Source organism: Empedobacter sp. UBA3239 (genome assembly GCF_002362875.1).
In the GTDB taxonomy this organism is placed as follows: Bacteria; Bacteroidota; Bacteroidia; order Flavobacteriales; family Weeksellaceae; genus Empedobacter; species Empedobacter falsenii_B.
This window is the reverse complement of record NZ_DEVJ01000080.1, coordinates 1-14,689: the sequence shown is the minus strand read 5'-3', so window position 1 is coordinate 14,689 and position 14,689 is coordinate 1. Positions and strand designations below refer to the sequence as shown.

Annotated in this window: 11 protein-coding genes; 10 read left to right on the top strand and 1 reads right to left on the bottom strand. The window is 31.0% G+C overall.

Translation table 11 applies throughout. The annotated features are described in order from the left end of the window. Positions 1-17: 17 nt before the first annotated feature. The gene (locus tag B4G36_RS12065; protein ID WP_291064181.1) at positions 18-2,264 is read right to left on the bottom strand and encodes a tetratricopeptide repeat protein; all 2,247 of its coding nucleotides are present in this window, start codon (positions 2,262-2,264) and stop codon (positions 18-20) included. Positions 2,265-2,613: 349 nt separating this feature from the next. On the opposite strand from B4G36_RS12065, the gene B4G36_RS12060 reads away from it, so the two are divergent. The 10 genes from B4G36_RS12060 (at position 2,614) to B4G36_RS12015 (ending at position 14,322) form a co-directional block, all read left to right on the top strand. Beyond that, on the top strand, positions 2,614-4,116 hold the full coding sequence (locus B4G36_RS12060) for a GH3 family domain-containing protein (protein ID WP_291064180.1): 1,503 nt from the start codon (positions 2,614-2,616) through the stop codon (positions 4,114-4,116). 23 nt (positions 4,117-4,139) lie between these two features. Beyond that, positions 4,140-4,688, top strand: coding sequence for an acyl-CoA thioesterase (locus tag B4G36_RS12055; RefSeq protein WP_291064182.1), 549 nt, complete (start codon positions 4,140-4,142; stop codon positions 4,686-4,688). 241 nt (positions 4,689-4,929) lie between these two features. After that, positions 4,930-5,139 carry a hypothetical protein gene (locus tag B4G36_RS12050; RefSeq protein ID WP_291064179.1) on the top strand — a complete coding sequence of 70 codons (210 nt, stop codon included), beginning with the start codon at positions 4,930-4,932 and terminating at the stop codon, positions 5,137-5,139. 58 nt (positions 5,140-5,197) lie between these two features. Beyond that, positions 5,198-5,749, top strand: coding sequence for a hypothetical protein (locus tag B4G36_RS12045; RefSeq protein ID WP_291064178.1), 552 nt, complete (start codon positions 5,198-5,200; stop codon positions 5,747-5,749). 56 nt (positions 5,750-5,805) lie between these two features. Beyond that, positions 5,806-6,633: a 5'-nucleotidase, lipoprotein e(P4) family gene (locus B4G36_RS12040; protein ID WP_291064177.1), complete on the top strand. Its 828-nt coding sequence runs from the start codon at positions 5,806-5,808 to the stop codon at positions 6,631-6,633. Positions 6,634-6,772: 139 nt separating this feature from the next. Then, positions 6,773-7,450 (top strand): response regulator transcription factor, encoded by a 678-nt coding sequence (locus B4G36_RS12035; RefSeq protein WP_291064176.1) that lies wholly within the window; start codon positions 6,773-6,775, stop codon positions 7,448-7,450. A 4-nt stretch (positions 7,451-7,454) separates the two neighbouring features. After that, positions 7,455-8,792 (top strand): sensor histidine kinase, encoded by a 1,338-nt coding sequence (locus tag B4G36_RS12030; protein ID WP_291064175.1) that lies wholly within the window; start codon positions 7,455-7,457, stop codon positions 8,790-8,792. A 72-nt stretch (positions 8,793-8,864) separates the two neighbouring features. Beyond that, positions 8,865-10,115: a TolC family protein gene (locus B4G36_RS12025; RefSeq protein ID WP_291064174.1), complete on the top strand. Its 1,251-nt coding sequence runs from the start codon at positions 8,865-8,867 to the stop codon at positions 10,113-10,115. Between the two features lie 4 nt (positions 10,116-10,119). Next, positions 10,120-11,211: an efflux RND transporter periplasmic adaptor subunit gene (locus tag B4G36_RS12020; RefSeq protein WP_291064173.1), complete on the top strand. Its 1,092-nt coding sequence runs from the start codon at positions 10,120-10,122 to the stop codon at positions 11,209-11,211. Between the two features lie 3 nt (positions 11,212-11,214). Then, positions 11,215-14,322: an efflux RND transporter permease subunit gene (locus B4G36_RS12015; protein ID WP_291064172.1), complete on the top strand. Its 3,108-nt coding sequence runs from the start codon at positions 11,215-11,217 to the stop codon at positions 14,320-14,322. Positions 14,323-14,689: the final 367 nt, after the last annotated feature.

The following is a 14,689-nucleotide window of genomic DNA, read 5'->3' as shown; positions in this document are numbered from 1 at the left end:
TTAACTCTTTTTTTATATTATTTTACTGTTCTACGTTTTGTATTTTCTTCATTATTAAAATTTTCATTTCTTTCCAGTTGTTTTGGAGCTTTAGGAGATGTAGCTTCAGGTTCCTCTACATTTTTCTTAGGATTACGCAATTTATCCAACAAACGTTTTGCTTGCTTAGCTTCTTCGGTTCCGTCATAAGCCGTAATTACAATTTCTAAAGCTTGCTCAAAATCGCTATCTTTTCCAGTTTGTTTGATCGCATAAGCATTTAATAAAGCAAATTTAGCAATGATAATTTCAGTAGGAAATTTCACAATTGCTTCTTGTACTTTTTTCTTTACGTCATCATATTTTTTATCTTGATACAACGTGTATGCAACTTTGTAGGCTTCTAAAGCTTCTTTTGTTTCAGCAGTGATGTATTCAACTTCTGGATTAAGAATATAACCTGCATAAATCGTATTTGGATATTTTGTTAGAATGATATTTTTGTATTCATCTTCTAATTTTTGATCACGATTTTTATAGATACGATACAATTGATAAGTCGCTTTTAATAACACATCATCAGATTTTGGAGGAGAAGCAACCAACGCTTTCAACTCTTTTCCAGCTAACTCAGCGTTATTGAAAATATCAAAATATCCAGTCCCTAAAGACAATTGCGTTGTATCTCTTACAACTTTCAAGTCATTCAGAGCTTTTTGAGAAGTTGGAATTTGATCTAAATAATAATCAAGTTCAAAACGTCTTGGATCACCAGCAGCAATTTGCCCTGTCAATTCATTCTGTTTATCCTCAATTGCAGTACTTATTGCATTCGAATTTCTCCAATTATCTTTTAAGGAAATTCCTCCCCAAATACGTTGGAATTCTTGCTGTCCAGTTGATTTTAAATTTTGATTATAGAAATAAAATTTTCCTTTATCAGCATTGTTAAAACTCGTCGTGAAACTTGCCGTTTTATTTTCTAACTGAAAAGTTTCCATTTCTTTTTGCTCTTCTATGGCTTGCTTTTCTTCTTTTTTCTTTAATTTTTCGATATAATCTGTAAAGAATTTTGATTGATCTTCTTTTGGAAGTGCAGCAAGTTTTAGAATTGAATCATTTTTCTGAACTAAATAATGTTTCTCCATCAATTTTTTCAAAACATCATTTCGTTTCTGAATACGCGTTTGATCTTCTGGCAAATTATAACTCGTTTGTGCCGAATCATAATAAGCCGAAGCATAAACATAATCGTTTTGCTTGAACTTTATATCACCATAATTTTCGAAAGCACGCCCACGAATATAAGGATCCGACATTGGTTCTTTCAAACTCAATTTTGCATATTCTACAGCATCATCCATTTTGTCAGCTCGAAAAGCCATTTCAGAAATTCCGTAGTATAACTCGTTTTTCTTCGATGCATAAATTCCTTTATTCGAGATGTCCAACAAGTTTTGCTTGTAATTTCCGTAATTATTAATTTTTGGATCAAAATTAGCAGCAATCGCCAACTGTGATTTGATTTCCATATCAAATCCAGGCTTCATTTTATAAACTTGCGTGAAAGCTTCACCAGCCTCTTGTTGTTTTCCTAATTTAGAAAAAACTTGTCCTAACGTATAAAATATACGAACGCGTTCATCTTTATTTGTAGAAAAATATTCGGCTTTTTGTAATGGATCAAGCGCTTCTTCGTACTTTTTTTGATCAATCAAAAATTGAGCATACGTTCGCGCAATCATTGTTTTTAATTCTTTACTTTTATATGGATCGTTTTCGTAAAGTTTTTGTAAAGTTTCGATTCCATCAAAGTAATTTCCACCTTTTATTTCGGCAACAGTTTTGTAAACATGCGCTTCTTGAGCATATTTAGAATCTTTGAAATTTTTGACAACATAGTTTAAAGCATCAAGTGCTTCAAAGTATTTTTTTTGATAAAATAATGATTTTCCAATCAATAAATAAGCGCGTCCCATCAAAGGATTATTTTCTTTTCCTTTGATTAACATTGAATGTTTTTCGATAGCTTTTGAAGCTTTTGCCTCTACAGCAGCAAATCCTACAGGTTTTTCTACTTTATCTTGATTATTTCGATTTCCACCTCCAATACCAAAATTGGATTTATTAAATCCACCTACATTGGTAGAATCTGAAACAGAAAAATATTCTATTCCAACAGGTAAAATCTTCGAGTAATTTTCTACATAATTCGTTTGCAGTTCTGTTTTCTTTTTTTCTAACTCATCCTCAGCATTGAATACTCCATTAAACCACGATGTCATCTTGTGATATTGTCGGTTTTTGAAACTATTTTTTTGCGTAGAACAGCCGATTAAAAAACTTGCGGCGAAGATACTCATTACAATCTTTTTCATGATAGCGAATAAAAACAAATCTACAATAAAACGTTCGATTAGAAAAAATCTTGTATCCCTCGAAAAAATAAGATAATTTTATGTGGAATAGAAATAATAGAGAAGCGACTTTTTACGGGATGATTATAAAATGATAGCTAACGTTTTAGCTTTAATGTAATTAGTGATTTGACTAAGAAAAATCATTGCAATTGTTGTTAAATTATTTAGAATATTCGTTTAAATTCGACCAATAATAATGTTTTAAAGGAACAGCATGAAAGCTTTTTTAGCGAAAATTTTTGCAAAATACATTGTCAACAAAGAACAAAAGTGGATAAATCATCCGCTAGAAACACAAGACAAAATTCTAAATGAATTGATTATTGCTGCAAAAAATACAAAGTTTGGAGTTGATCATCATTTTGAATCAATCAAAAATTATGAAGATTTCAAATCGCAAGTTCCAATCAACGATTACGAAGGGTTGAAACATTATTTTGATGAGGTAATTGAAGGGAAACTTAATATTCTATGGCCTGGAAAACCTCTTTATTTAGCTAAAACTTCTGGAACTACTTCTGGTGCAAAATATATTCCGCTTACAAAAGAATCCGTTCCTTCGCATATAAATTCTGCTCGAAATGCTTTATTGTTTTATATTAATGAAACAAAGAATTCTAATTTTGTTGACGGAAAAATGATTTTCTTACAAGGAAGTCCAATTCTTGAAGATATAAACGGATTGAAAGTTGGTCGACTTTCTGGAATTAGTGCGCATTTTGTTCCAAATTATTTACAAAAAAATCGTTTGCCGTCTTATGAAACAAATGTGATTGAAGATTGGGAAACGAAAGTGGATAGAGTAGTGGATGAAACGGTGAAAGCTGATATGACGCTGATTTCTGGGATTCCGCCTTGGTTGATTATGTATTTTGAACGATTGATTAAAGTTTCTGGAAAAGAAAACGTTCAGTCGATTTTTAAGAATTTACAATTAATGGTAACAGGAGGTGTAAATTATGAACCTTATCGTGATAAAGTGAATCAATTAATTGGTCGAAAAATAGATTGTATTCAGACTTATCCTGCTTCAGAAGGGTTTATTGCGTATCAAGATTCTCAAAAAAATGATGATTTATTGCTTTTACTGAACAACGGAATTTTTTATGAATTTGTTCCAGTTGATGAATTTTTTGATGAAAATCCAACTCGAATTTCATTGAAAGATGTTGAAGTAGGAAAAGATTATGTTCTAATTCTCAATACAAATGCAGGTTTGTGGGGATATAATATTGGTGACACAGTTCGTTTTACCTCGATAAAACCTTATAGAATTGTTGTTTCTGGTCGAATTAAACATTATACATCTGCTTTTGGTGAGCATGTAATTGGTCACGAAGTGGAACAGGCGTTGCAAAAAACTTTAGAAAAATATCCAGCGAGTGTAAATGAGTTTACAGTTGCGCCTCAAGTTAATCCAGCAGAAGGTTTGCCTTATCACGAATGGTTAATAGAATTTGATCAAAAACCTGAGAATCTAACCATTTTTAATGAAGAATTAGATGCGCAAATGCGTCGTCAAAATACGTATTATGACGATTTGATAACGGGAAATATTTTGCGTCCGCTTGTCGTTTCTGAGGTTAAAAAAGAAGGTTTTCAGCATTATATGAAATCGATAGGGAAATTGGGCGGACAAAATAAAGTTCCTCGTTTGTCTAATAATCGCGAAATTGCAGATGAATTTTACAGTCTAAACTTAATTACTACAAATTGAACACACACACAACAATAGATAAAATGATTTACAAAACGGTAAAAAGTTCATTGGTAACTTTTTCGCAATTAATGCTTCCATCCCATTCCAATTTTAGTGGAAAAATTCATGGTGGATTCATTCTTTCTCTACTCGATCAAATTGCATTTGCATGTGCTTCCAAATACTCTGGAAAATATTGTGTCACGGCGTCTGTGGATAGAGTAGATTTCTTAACGCCAGTAGAAGTAGGAGAATTATTAACGCTAAAAGCATCGGTTAACTATGTCGGAAGAACGTCAATCGTCGTAGGAATTCGAGTAGAAAGTCAAAACATCCAAACAGGTGAAATTAAACATTGTAATTCGTCTTATTTTACGATGATTTGCAAGGAAGAAAATGGTGAAAAAGCTGAAGCTCCAAAATTAATTTTGAAGAATCTGAATGAAGTTCGACGCTTTTACAAAGCTTTGCATCGAATTGAAGAACATTCAAAAGCAAAAGAGCAAATAAAAGATCCGATTGATTATAAGTCACAAGATTTAATAGATTATTTATTGGACAATCATTTAGTGAAAATAGAACTAGATTAAAGTTTTTATATTATAAATAAATAACTCAATTCAGTAAATTGATTGAGTTTTTTTTGTTTTTATATAATTGATAAATAGTATTTTATAATTTGTCCCCCCAATTGTCCCCCTCAAAAAAATTGAATATTGAACGATCATTACTAAATTGCAAATTATTTGATTTTAAGAAAATTAGGCATTGTATTTGTTTATAGAAATCTCTATTACCAAAAACTAAACTTTTGATTTTATTTAACAAACTATGAAAACTTTATTCAAATTTTTATTACTATTGATTGCGACCACAACCATTTCATTTTCTCAAACAGGAAATATTAGCAATTCACAATTAATACATACAAATTTTACTAAAAATACTTCTCAATCTTCAAATCCTATTAGTTTGGCAGTAGCAGGAAGTGTACTTGTTTTAGCTTTTTGTGCTTTTAGCTTCAGAAAAAAAATTGTCTAAAGCGAAACAAATCATTTTTTCGAAATCAGAAAAACGATTTAATTTCTAAATTTGTAAAATGAAATATTTATTCATTTTACTTGTATTGTTAGTGCTGTTTGTTATTTACAAAAAATTAAAAACAGCTCAAATAGAAAAGCCACTTCCGAAAGAAGAAGAACCGAAAATATCGTTTTTAAAAATTGAAAAAAATGATGATTTGATTGATGATTCTAATCAACAAATTTCAGAATTTCAAGTAAAAATAGATTCGGTAACAAAGAAAAAAAATACATTAGAATTCTTAATTTCTATTCAAAATAATACCGAAAAAACAGTTCGTATAAATATCGTTGAAGCTGATTTTTATTCAAATTCTTCTCAAAAAAAGATCAAAGCTGATGTTACATTTTATGGAGAATTGGCAATGGGGACAAATGATATTTTATTGAAAAATACCATTTTACCTGATTCTCACGTTATCCGAAATATTTATTTCTTCGAAACAGATTTAATTCATTTTAATCAAAACGATTATCTGGAAATTGATATAGAAATTAATGGAGAACATCATCAGTTCAAAAACTATTTTCATCAAATAACTTTCGAATCGATTAAATACATTCAGTAATCTGATTTTTTGATTTGAATTGTAAGGCTTAATTTTGCATTTCAGAATTTAGAGAAATGAAACATATACAATTGATGCTTGGAAGTTTGATGCTTTTTGGATTAACAGCTTGTCAAACACCAAAAATAGTTGCTGAACAACAACCAGTTCAGCAAAAAAGTTTGCAAGTTGATGGTAAAATTTATGCTGCATTTTTTCAACAACGTGCCGCTGAATATCAAGCCTTGAGCCAGCAAGCTTATAATGTTGCTAAAATGAGATTGGATGAAGCTATTGCGACAAAAGGCGCTAAACCTTTAGCGATTGTAACGGATATTGATGAAACTTTTTTGGATAATTCGTACTATGCAGTAGAAATGGCGCGTCAAGGAAAAACGTGGTCGCAAGAAACTTGGGCAAATTGGACGTCGAAAGGAATTGCAACTCCTTTGGTTGGTTCTCAAGAGTTTTTTCAGTATGCGGCGAGTAAAGGTGTTCAGATTTTTTACGTTACAAATCGATACGAAGTGGAGCGTTCTGGAACTTTGGCAAATTTAGAAAAATACAATTATCCAATTCAAAGTGCTCAGAATTTAATTTTGAGAATTAAAGAAAGTAGCAAAGAAGCACGTCGTCAAAATATTTCGAAAGATTATGATATTGTTTTATTGTTAGGAGATAGTTTAACAGATTTTTCTTCTTTATTTGATAATCATAAATCTGAAAAAGAAAGAGCGGCAGCTGTAGAAACTTTAAAATCTGAATTTGGAAAACGATTTATTGTATTGCCAAATGTTGGATATGGAGATTGGGAATCTGCAATATTTGATTACAAATATGACTTGACGCAAGAGCAAAGAGATTCGATTATATACGAAGCTGCGAGAGAAACTCCTGTGAAATAAAGAATAAATACACAATGAAAACTGTCTTAATGGGACAGTTTTTTTTTCTAAAATTGTAAAAATTAAAATCCAATTAGAAAATTTTTTACATTGATCTCATCTTACTCAATTTCATTAATTTTGGAAAAATGGAAAGTGTATGCAAATTTTAGTAATCGAAGACGATAAGCGAATTAGCGATTTTTTAATCAAAGGATTAGAAGAAAATGGGCATTTGGTTACGCTATGTAAAGATGCAGAAACTGTTTTAGATGAATTTCTTACGATTCAGTTTGATTTGATTATTTGTGACATTATGTTGCCAAAAATGGACGGAATTCAGCTTGTGCAAACACTTCGTTACAAAAAAATATTCACGCCAATTTTGATGCTAAGTGCATTGAACACGGTTCAAGATAAAGTTTCGGCTTTGGATTATGGTGCAGATGATTACATTACAAAACCGTTTCATTTCGACGAATTATTATCGCGAATCAAAGCTTTAACGCGCCGAAATCAGTTTCGTTCGCAAGAAGTTCCTGAAAATAAATTGATTTTTGATGACTTAGAAATCGATTTGGATCAATACAAAGTTTTTGTCAATCATGAAGAAACAGAGCTTTCTCCTCGTGAATTTAAGTTGTTGAATTATTTGATTGAAAACATCGATAAAACCGTTACTCGTATCCAAATTTTAAACGCCGTTTGGGGAATAACATTCGATAATCACACCAATGTTGTGGATGTTTACATTTCGTATTTGCGTAATAAAATCGAGAAAAATGGAACAAAATACATTCACACGGTAAAAGGTGTTGGTTATATGTTCAAAGCCTAAAATTATGAAATTAAAACACCGATTAGCGCTTTATTCAGTCGTTATTTTCAGTATCATTATTCTGATTGTTTCTACAATTATTTACTTTTCTTTTTATACCGAAATGGAGAAAAAAGAGATCAAATCATTGCAGAATAAGACGCTTTTGGCTTCTATTTATTATTTGGAAAAGGACGAATTACCTGTTTTAGAACACAATAATATAAAAAGTCAATTAGAGAAGACGATTTCACGAAAAAATATTTTAATTGTTGATCATAACAACAAAAAGTACAAAGGAAATATGTCTTCAAACAATGATATTTCAACCAATTTTATAGAAAGTATTCGTGCCAATAAATCCGATTTTTTTACAAGTAAAGATTTCTTTTATAACGGAATTTTTTATCATGATAACGAAGGTGATTTTGTTGTAATCACGCGTGAATCTAAACAAGAATTTAATGAACAAATGCAATCGTTACTTCAAATTTTGATTTCGGTTTCATTGGTTGGGTTGATTTTTATTTATCTATTTTCTAATTTTTTAGGAGTGATTGCTTATGAGCCGATTACAAAAATTATTGAACAAATAAAAGAGCGTGATGCGAATAATTTTACTGAACCTTTAAAGCTCAATAAGTCGTATGCTGAGATTGAGGATTTAATTAAAACTTACAATCATTTTATTGATCGAATAGCGCAAACTTTTAATGTACAAAAGAATTTTATCGATTATGTTTCACACGAATTACGAACTCCAATTACAGCATTATTAGGGACTTTAGAGGTAACTAATCATAAAAAAAGAACGCTAGAAGAATACGAAAGTGTGATTGTGCAATTGAAACAATATACGAATGATTTGCAAGAAACATTAGATCAAATGATGTTACTTTCGGGTGCAAAAACGAGTTTTGAATTTAGTCAAATTCGAATTGATGAGGTAGTTTGGCAAGTGATTGAAAATGCTATTTTGTATCATCAAGCACGTATAAATGTGGATTTACAAGTCGAAAATAATCAATTGTTAACCATTCAAGGAAACGAAAAATTATTAGAAGTTGCGTTGAATAATTTAGTAAGTAACGCGATAAAATATTCGAACAATCAACCGATTTTAGTACAGTTTTTGGAAATCAATCACCGTTTACAAATTCATATTTCCGATTTGGGAATTGGTATTTTAGAAACCGATATCAAACAAATTAAACAAAACTTTTTTCGAGGAAAAAACACGCAAGATTTTCAAGGAAAAGGTATTGGACTTTCGATGGCGAATATTATTTTTACACTTCATCAAATTGATATCGAAATTGTTCCAAATAAACCTAAAGGAACGATTGTTAAACTCATTTTCTAATCTACTTTTAATCTAACTTAAAACTCGCCTTAATCTTACACTTTTACTTTTGAATTTTCAAAAAGAGTAGAAGTGAAGAAGATCTATTATACTGCAATTCCAATTATTTTTGCGATGCAAACACAGGCGCAAAACGTAACGTTGGACAATCTAGAAGCCGCGTTTTTACAAAAAAATTATGCACTCATTGCGAATAAATTCAATGTTGACAGAGTTGATGCTGAAATTATTCAGGAGAAATTATGGCAAAATCCAACGTTGAGTATTTCTGAGGTTAATCTTTGGAAAACTTATAATGTAGAAGAACAGCCTTATTTATTCGGTAAATACGGGAAAAATCAACAAATTTCTGTAGAATTAGAGCAATTAATTGAAACCGCTGGTAAACGAAAAAAGCGTGTTGCGATTAAAGAATTAGAAAAGAATTCGGCACTTTTTGAGTATGAGGAATTGTTGCGTGAGCTGAAAAAAGAATTAAGACAAACATATTTTTCGTTGGCGCGTATTCAATCTGAAAAGAAAGAATTGCAAAATAGCGTTGATTTGTTTGAACAAATGATAACGCAATATCAGCGACAAGCTGATTTAAAAAATGTTCCGAAAGCTGATTTTTACAGACTTCAAACCGAATTAATTGGTTTACAAAAAGATCAAATTGAGCTAGAAAATCAAGAAATTGAATACATTAATAAACTTCGATTGTTAACGCAAAACTCAGATTTAAATGTAAATGAAATCGATTTTTCAAGATTCAATTCTCATTCCAAATCAATCCCATTCAATGCTAAACAATTAGCAAAAGAGCAAAATATAGCGTTAAAAAAACAAGAAAATGAAATCAATTTAGCTGAAAAACAATTGATTTTAGAAAAAGCGCAACGTACACCAGATTTGGCTTTTCAGGTAAATTATGATCGTGGTGGAAATATTATGCGCGATTTTGTAGGTGTAGGTGTAAGCATTGATTTACCGATTTTCAATACGAATAAAGGAAACATCAAAGCTTCAGAAATTGTACTGAATCAACAACAAATTACGAAAAATGCGCTACATTCTGAGTTAGATATTTCGATCGATCGACTTCAAAATCAAATTAGTCAATTGGATAAAGCGCTTATTCAGTGGAAAAAATTGAACAATCAAGAGCAACTAACCATGATTGACAATTACAAAAAACATCTCCAAAATAAACAAATCACTTTATTAGAATTTATTGATTTTACGCAGGCTTATCGCGAATCTCAAAAAGCTTATTTGGATTTATTGGAAAATTATCAAAACACATTCGAAGAACTAAATTATATCGTTGGACAAGATTTATAAAATGATGAAAAAAAGTTTTTATTTTTTAGCTGCTTTTACTTTGGTTTTAAGTAGTTGTAACAAGCAAGAAGCCCCGAAAGAAGCGGTAAAAGAAGACAAATTTTGTTTGAACGAACAATTGAAAAAGTCAACTGAAATTGTAGCTGTTTTAGAGCAGCCGATTCACGAACAATTAACCTTGTCAGGAAAAATTGAATACAACGAAAATGACTTGGTTGGTTTTAAAAGTTTGCTGCAAGGAGTGGTAGATAAAGTGAATTTTGAATTAGGTGATTATGTGCGTCAAGGTCAAGTTTTGGCAGTTGTAAAATCGAACGAAGTGTTGGATTTGGTACAGCAAAAGCGTTATCATCAAAATCAAATGGATTTGATTCGAAAACAAATCAAGTCGAAAAAAGAATTGTTGAATGATGGAATGGCTTCTCAACCCGAAGTTACAGAGGCAGAACACGAATTACAATCAACGCAAATTGAAATTGATAAAATCAATGCAACCTTGAGAATGTATCGTGCGGTTGGCAATGGTCAATTCCAGATTTTATCACCTAAAAATGGTTATATCGTTCAGAAAAACATGAGCGTTGGTCAATCTATTATTTCAGATTCAGAAGATAATTTATTTTCTATTTCTAATTTGAAACAAGTTTGGGTAATGGTAAATATTTACGCCAATAATCTGCAATATGTAAAAAAAGGAGATGCTGTAAAAGTGAAATCTATGGCGTATCCTGATCGAATTTATGTTGGAAAAATTGATAAAATATACAATGTGTTTGATGAAAATGAACACGTTTTGAAAGCGCGTGTTGTGTTAGAAAATCAAGATTTGAACTTGATGCCAGGTTTGAGTGCAGATATTATTATCGATAAACAAAATATTGTAGGAAATGCATTTGCGATACCAAACAAAGCCAAAGTTTTTGAGAACAACAAGGAATATGTGGTGGTATATAAAAATGATTGTACAATGGAAATTCGAAAAATTACGACGATTGGTCAGAATGAAGAATTCACATTTGTTAGCGAAAAGTTTGCTCCAAATGAGAAAGTTATTTCTCGAAACGCTCTAATGATATTTGAGGAATTAAATAAATAATAAATGAAAAAGTTAGTACAATCAGTCGTAACTTTTTCGTTACGAAATACAACCTTTGTTTTATTTGCTGTATTTGCATTACTCTTTGCAGGTATATTTTCTTTAAAACATACACCAATAGAGGCATTTCCGGATGTAACAAATACTAGAGCTCGTATTATAACACAATGGCCAGGAAGAAGTGCTGAGGAAATGGAAAAATTGGTGACTCTACCAGTTTCAAAAGTAATGAATAGTATTCCGCATAAATCTAATATTCGTTCAATTTCTCTTTTCGGATTGTCTGTTGTAACGGTTCAGTTTGAAGATGGTGTAGATGATTTTTATGCACAACAATATGTATCGAATAAATTGAGTGGAGTTGATTTACCAGAAGGAGCCGATACAGATATTGAACCACCTTCTGGTGCTACGGGAGAGATTTTTCGTTATGTGATCAAAAGTGATTTACCGATCAAGGAAGTTACCGCGATACAAGATTGGGTTATCGAACGTGAATTGCTTTCTGTATCAGGAGTTGCAGATGTTGTAAGTTTTGGTGGAGAAGAAAAAACGTATGAAATTAAAATCAATCCAACAGAATTAAAGAATTATAATTTATCACCTTTAGATGTTTATGAAGCAGTTTCTAAATCAAATATAAATGTTGGTGGAGATGTGATTCAGCAAGGAGATCAAGCTTATGTAGTTCGTGGTGTTGGTTTACTAGATAAGATAGAGGATATCGGAAATATTACTGTTGCTCTAAATGGTTCTACGCCAATTCTTATCAAAAATGTGGCAGATGTTGTCATTTCGAATAAACCACGTTTGGGGCAAGTTGGTTACAACAAGCATGATGACATGGTAGAAGGAATTGTTGTGATGTTGCGTGGTGAAAATCCATCCGAAGTCATTGGAAATCTGAAAGCAAAGATTGAAGAATTAAATACAAGAACTTTACCAGATAATGTGAAAATTGAAACAGTTGTAGATCGTACCAAATTGGTGGATAATACAGTACATACGGTTTCTAAAAATATTATTGAAGGTATTTTATTGGTATCATTAATTGTTTTTGTTTTTTTATATAATTGGAAATCAACATTTATTGTAGCTTCGGTTATTCCGCTTTCATTTTTATTCGCAATTATTATGTTGAAAATACAAGGATTACCAGCGAATTTAATTTCAATGGGGTCATTGGATTTTGGATTGTTGTTAGAAGGAACTTTGGTAATTGTAGAAACAGTTTTTGTTGCTTTAGCTACAATGCAACATAAAGTAGGAGCAGAACGTTTCGCAAAAATGAGTAAAATGGGCGTTATAAAGAAAAGTGCAGGAAGTGTAGCTTCTTATATTTTCTTTGCCTTACTTATTCTTATTGTTGCTTTATTACCGATATTTTCATTCCAAAAAGTGGAAGGTAAAATGTTCTCTCCTTTAGCATTTACATTGGGATATGCATTATTAGGATCTTTAATATTAAGTCTAACTTATGTTCCTGCAATGTGTAAGTTGCTTTTTAAGAAAAATATGGAGGAGAAAGAGAACTTTATTACTCGATTTTTTCAGAAAACTATTTTCGGATTATATGAAACCGCATTTCGTTATAAAAAGGCAACAATAGGAATCTTTTTAGGAATTTTAGCTCTTTGTTTGTTTAAGTTCTCACATTATGGATCAGAATTTCTTCCAAAACTGAATGAAGGGGCAATTTACATTCGTGCAACTTTACCAAATAGTGTCAATTTACAAGAATCAACTCGATTAACAAAAGAGATGAAAGAGTTGATGCAGAAAGATTGTGATGAAATTGATTTTATTTTAACTCAAACAGGTCGTCCAAATGATGGAACTGATCCAACAGGATTCTTTAATATTGAATTTAATATTCAATTAAAAGATAAAAAAGATTGGAAGCGCAAGGTTTCAAAAGAAGAGATTATTCAAGAGATGCGAGATAAACTGAATCATTATCCAGGAATTGTATTTGGATTTTCACAACCTATTCAAGATAATGTCGAAGAATATGTAGCTGGTGTAAAAAGTTCATTAGTTATTAAGATTTTTGGTGATGATTTGTATGATTTAGAAAAATATGCAAACAAGGTCGCTACTTCTATCGAAAAAGTAAATGGAATAACGGATATCAATGTTTACAAAAATATTGGTTTACCTGAACTTAGAATAGAATTGAGTGATTCAAAAATGGCGAAATATGGTATTAGTACAGCGGATGTGCAGGCAGTAATTGAAATGACAATTGGTGGACAAGCAGCTACTAAGTTTTATGAAAATGATCGACAGTTTGATGTTATTCTTCGTTTTCAGGAAGCTTATAGAGATACTCCTGAGAAAATTGGAAATATTTTGATTCCAACAAGTAATGGGAACAATGTTCCTTTGCAGGAAATAGCTACAATTGGTTATCAAACAGGACCTGCTTTTATTTATCGAGAAGGAAATAGTCGATATATCGGTGTAGGATTCAGTATAGAAGGTCGTGATTTAGGAAGTACAATCGATGAAGCGAAGAAAGTAGTGGCGAAAGAAGTTAAATTACCGAAAGAAAATTACATGGAATGGGCTGGTGAATTCGAAAGTAAAGAGCGTGCAGCAAAACAATTAGCGATGGTTGTTCCGATTTCGTTAGTTTTGATTTTATTATTATTGTATACTAATTTCGGAAATGTAAAAGACACAGCGATAGCTGCATTAACACTGCCTTTTGCTTTTATTGGAGGATTTATTTCGCTTTGGGTAACAGGAACCATTTTTGGTATATCTGCGGGAATAGGTTTTATTATTCTTTTTGGAGTAGCAACGATTGATGGAATTGTTCTAATTGGTGTTATTCGAGATAATCTAAAACATAAAATGGAATTAAAAGAAGCAATAGTCAATGGTGTTAAAAGCAGAATACGCCCTGTTGTGATGATTGCGCTTATGGGATCGATGGGATTATTACCGGCAGCACTTTCTACCGGAATGGGCTCTGAAATTCAGAAACCATTAGCCATTATGATTGTAGGCGGATTAATTATTTGTTTAATTTTATCCTTTACAATTCTTCCAGTTGTATTTTATTATGCATATAGAAAAGAATATCAACAGAAATTACTGAAATAATTTATTGTTCTTTTTATTTATTATTATTGAAAAGGGGTTTTTACCAAATGGTAAAAACCTCTTTTTTGTTAAATGTTTTTATTTATTCATGATACAAAGTGTGCAAGAGTTGTGTAATAGTGGAAACAAAAAAATCAAGACTGTAAATCTATTCACTAAAATAATTATATTTGAGTATAATGATACGAAACTTCATAAAACTTGATTTCGTAAAAAACAATGTTACATGCAATTTTATCCAACATCACGTACATGAAAAGATTATTAATTTTGACAATTATTCTATCATTAATTATATCTTGTAAATCAGAAGATATTAAAGTGTAATCTTCCCTAAAAAACGGAATGTTTAAAAATATAGTTTATT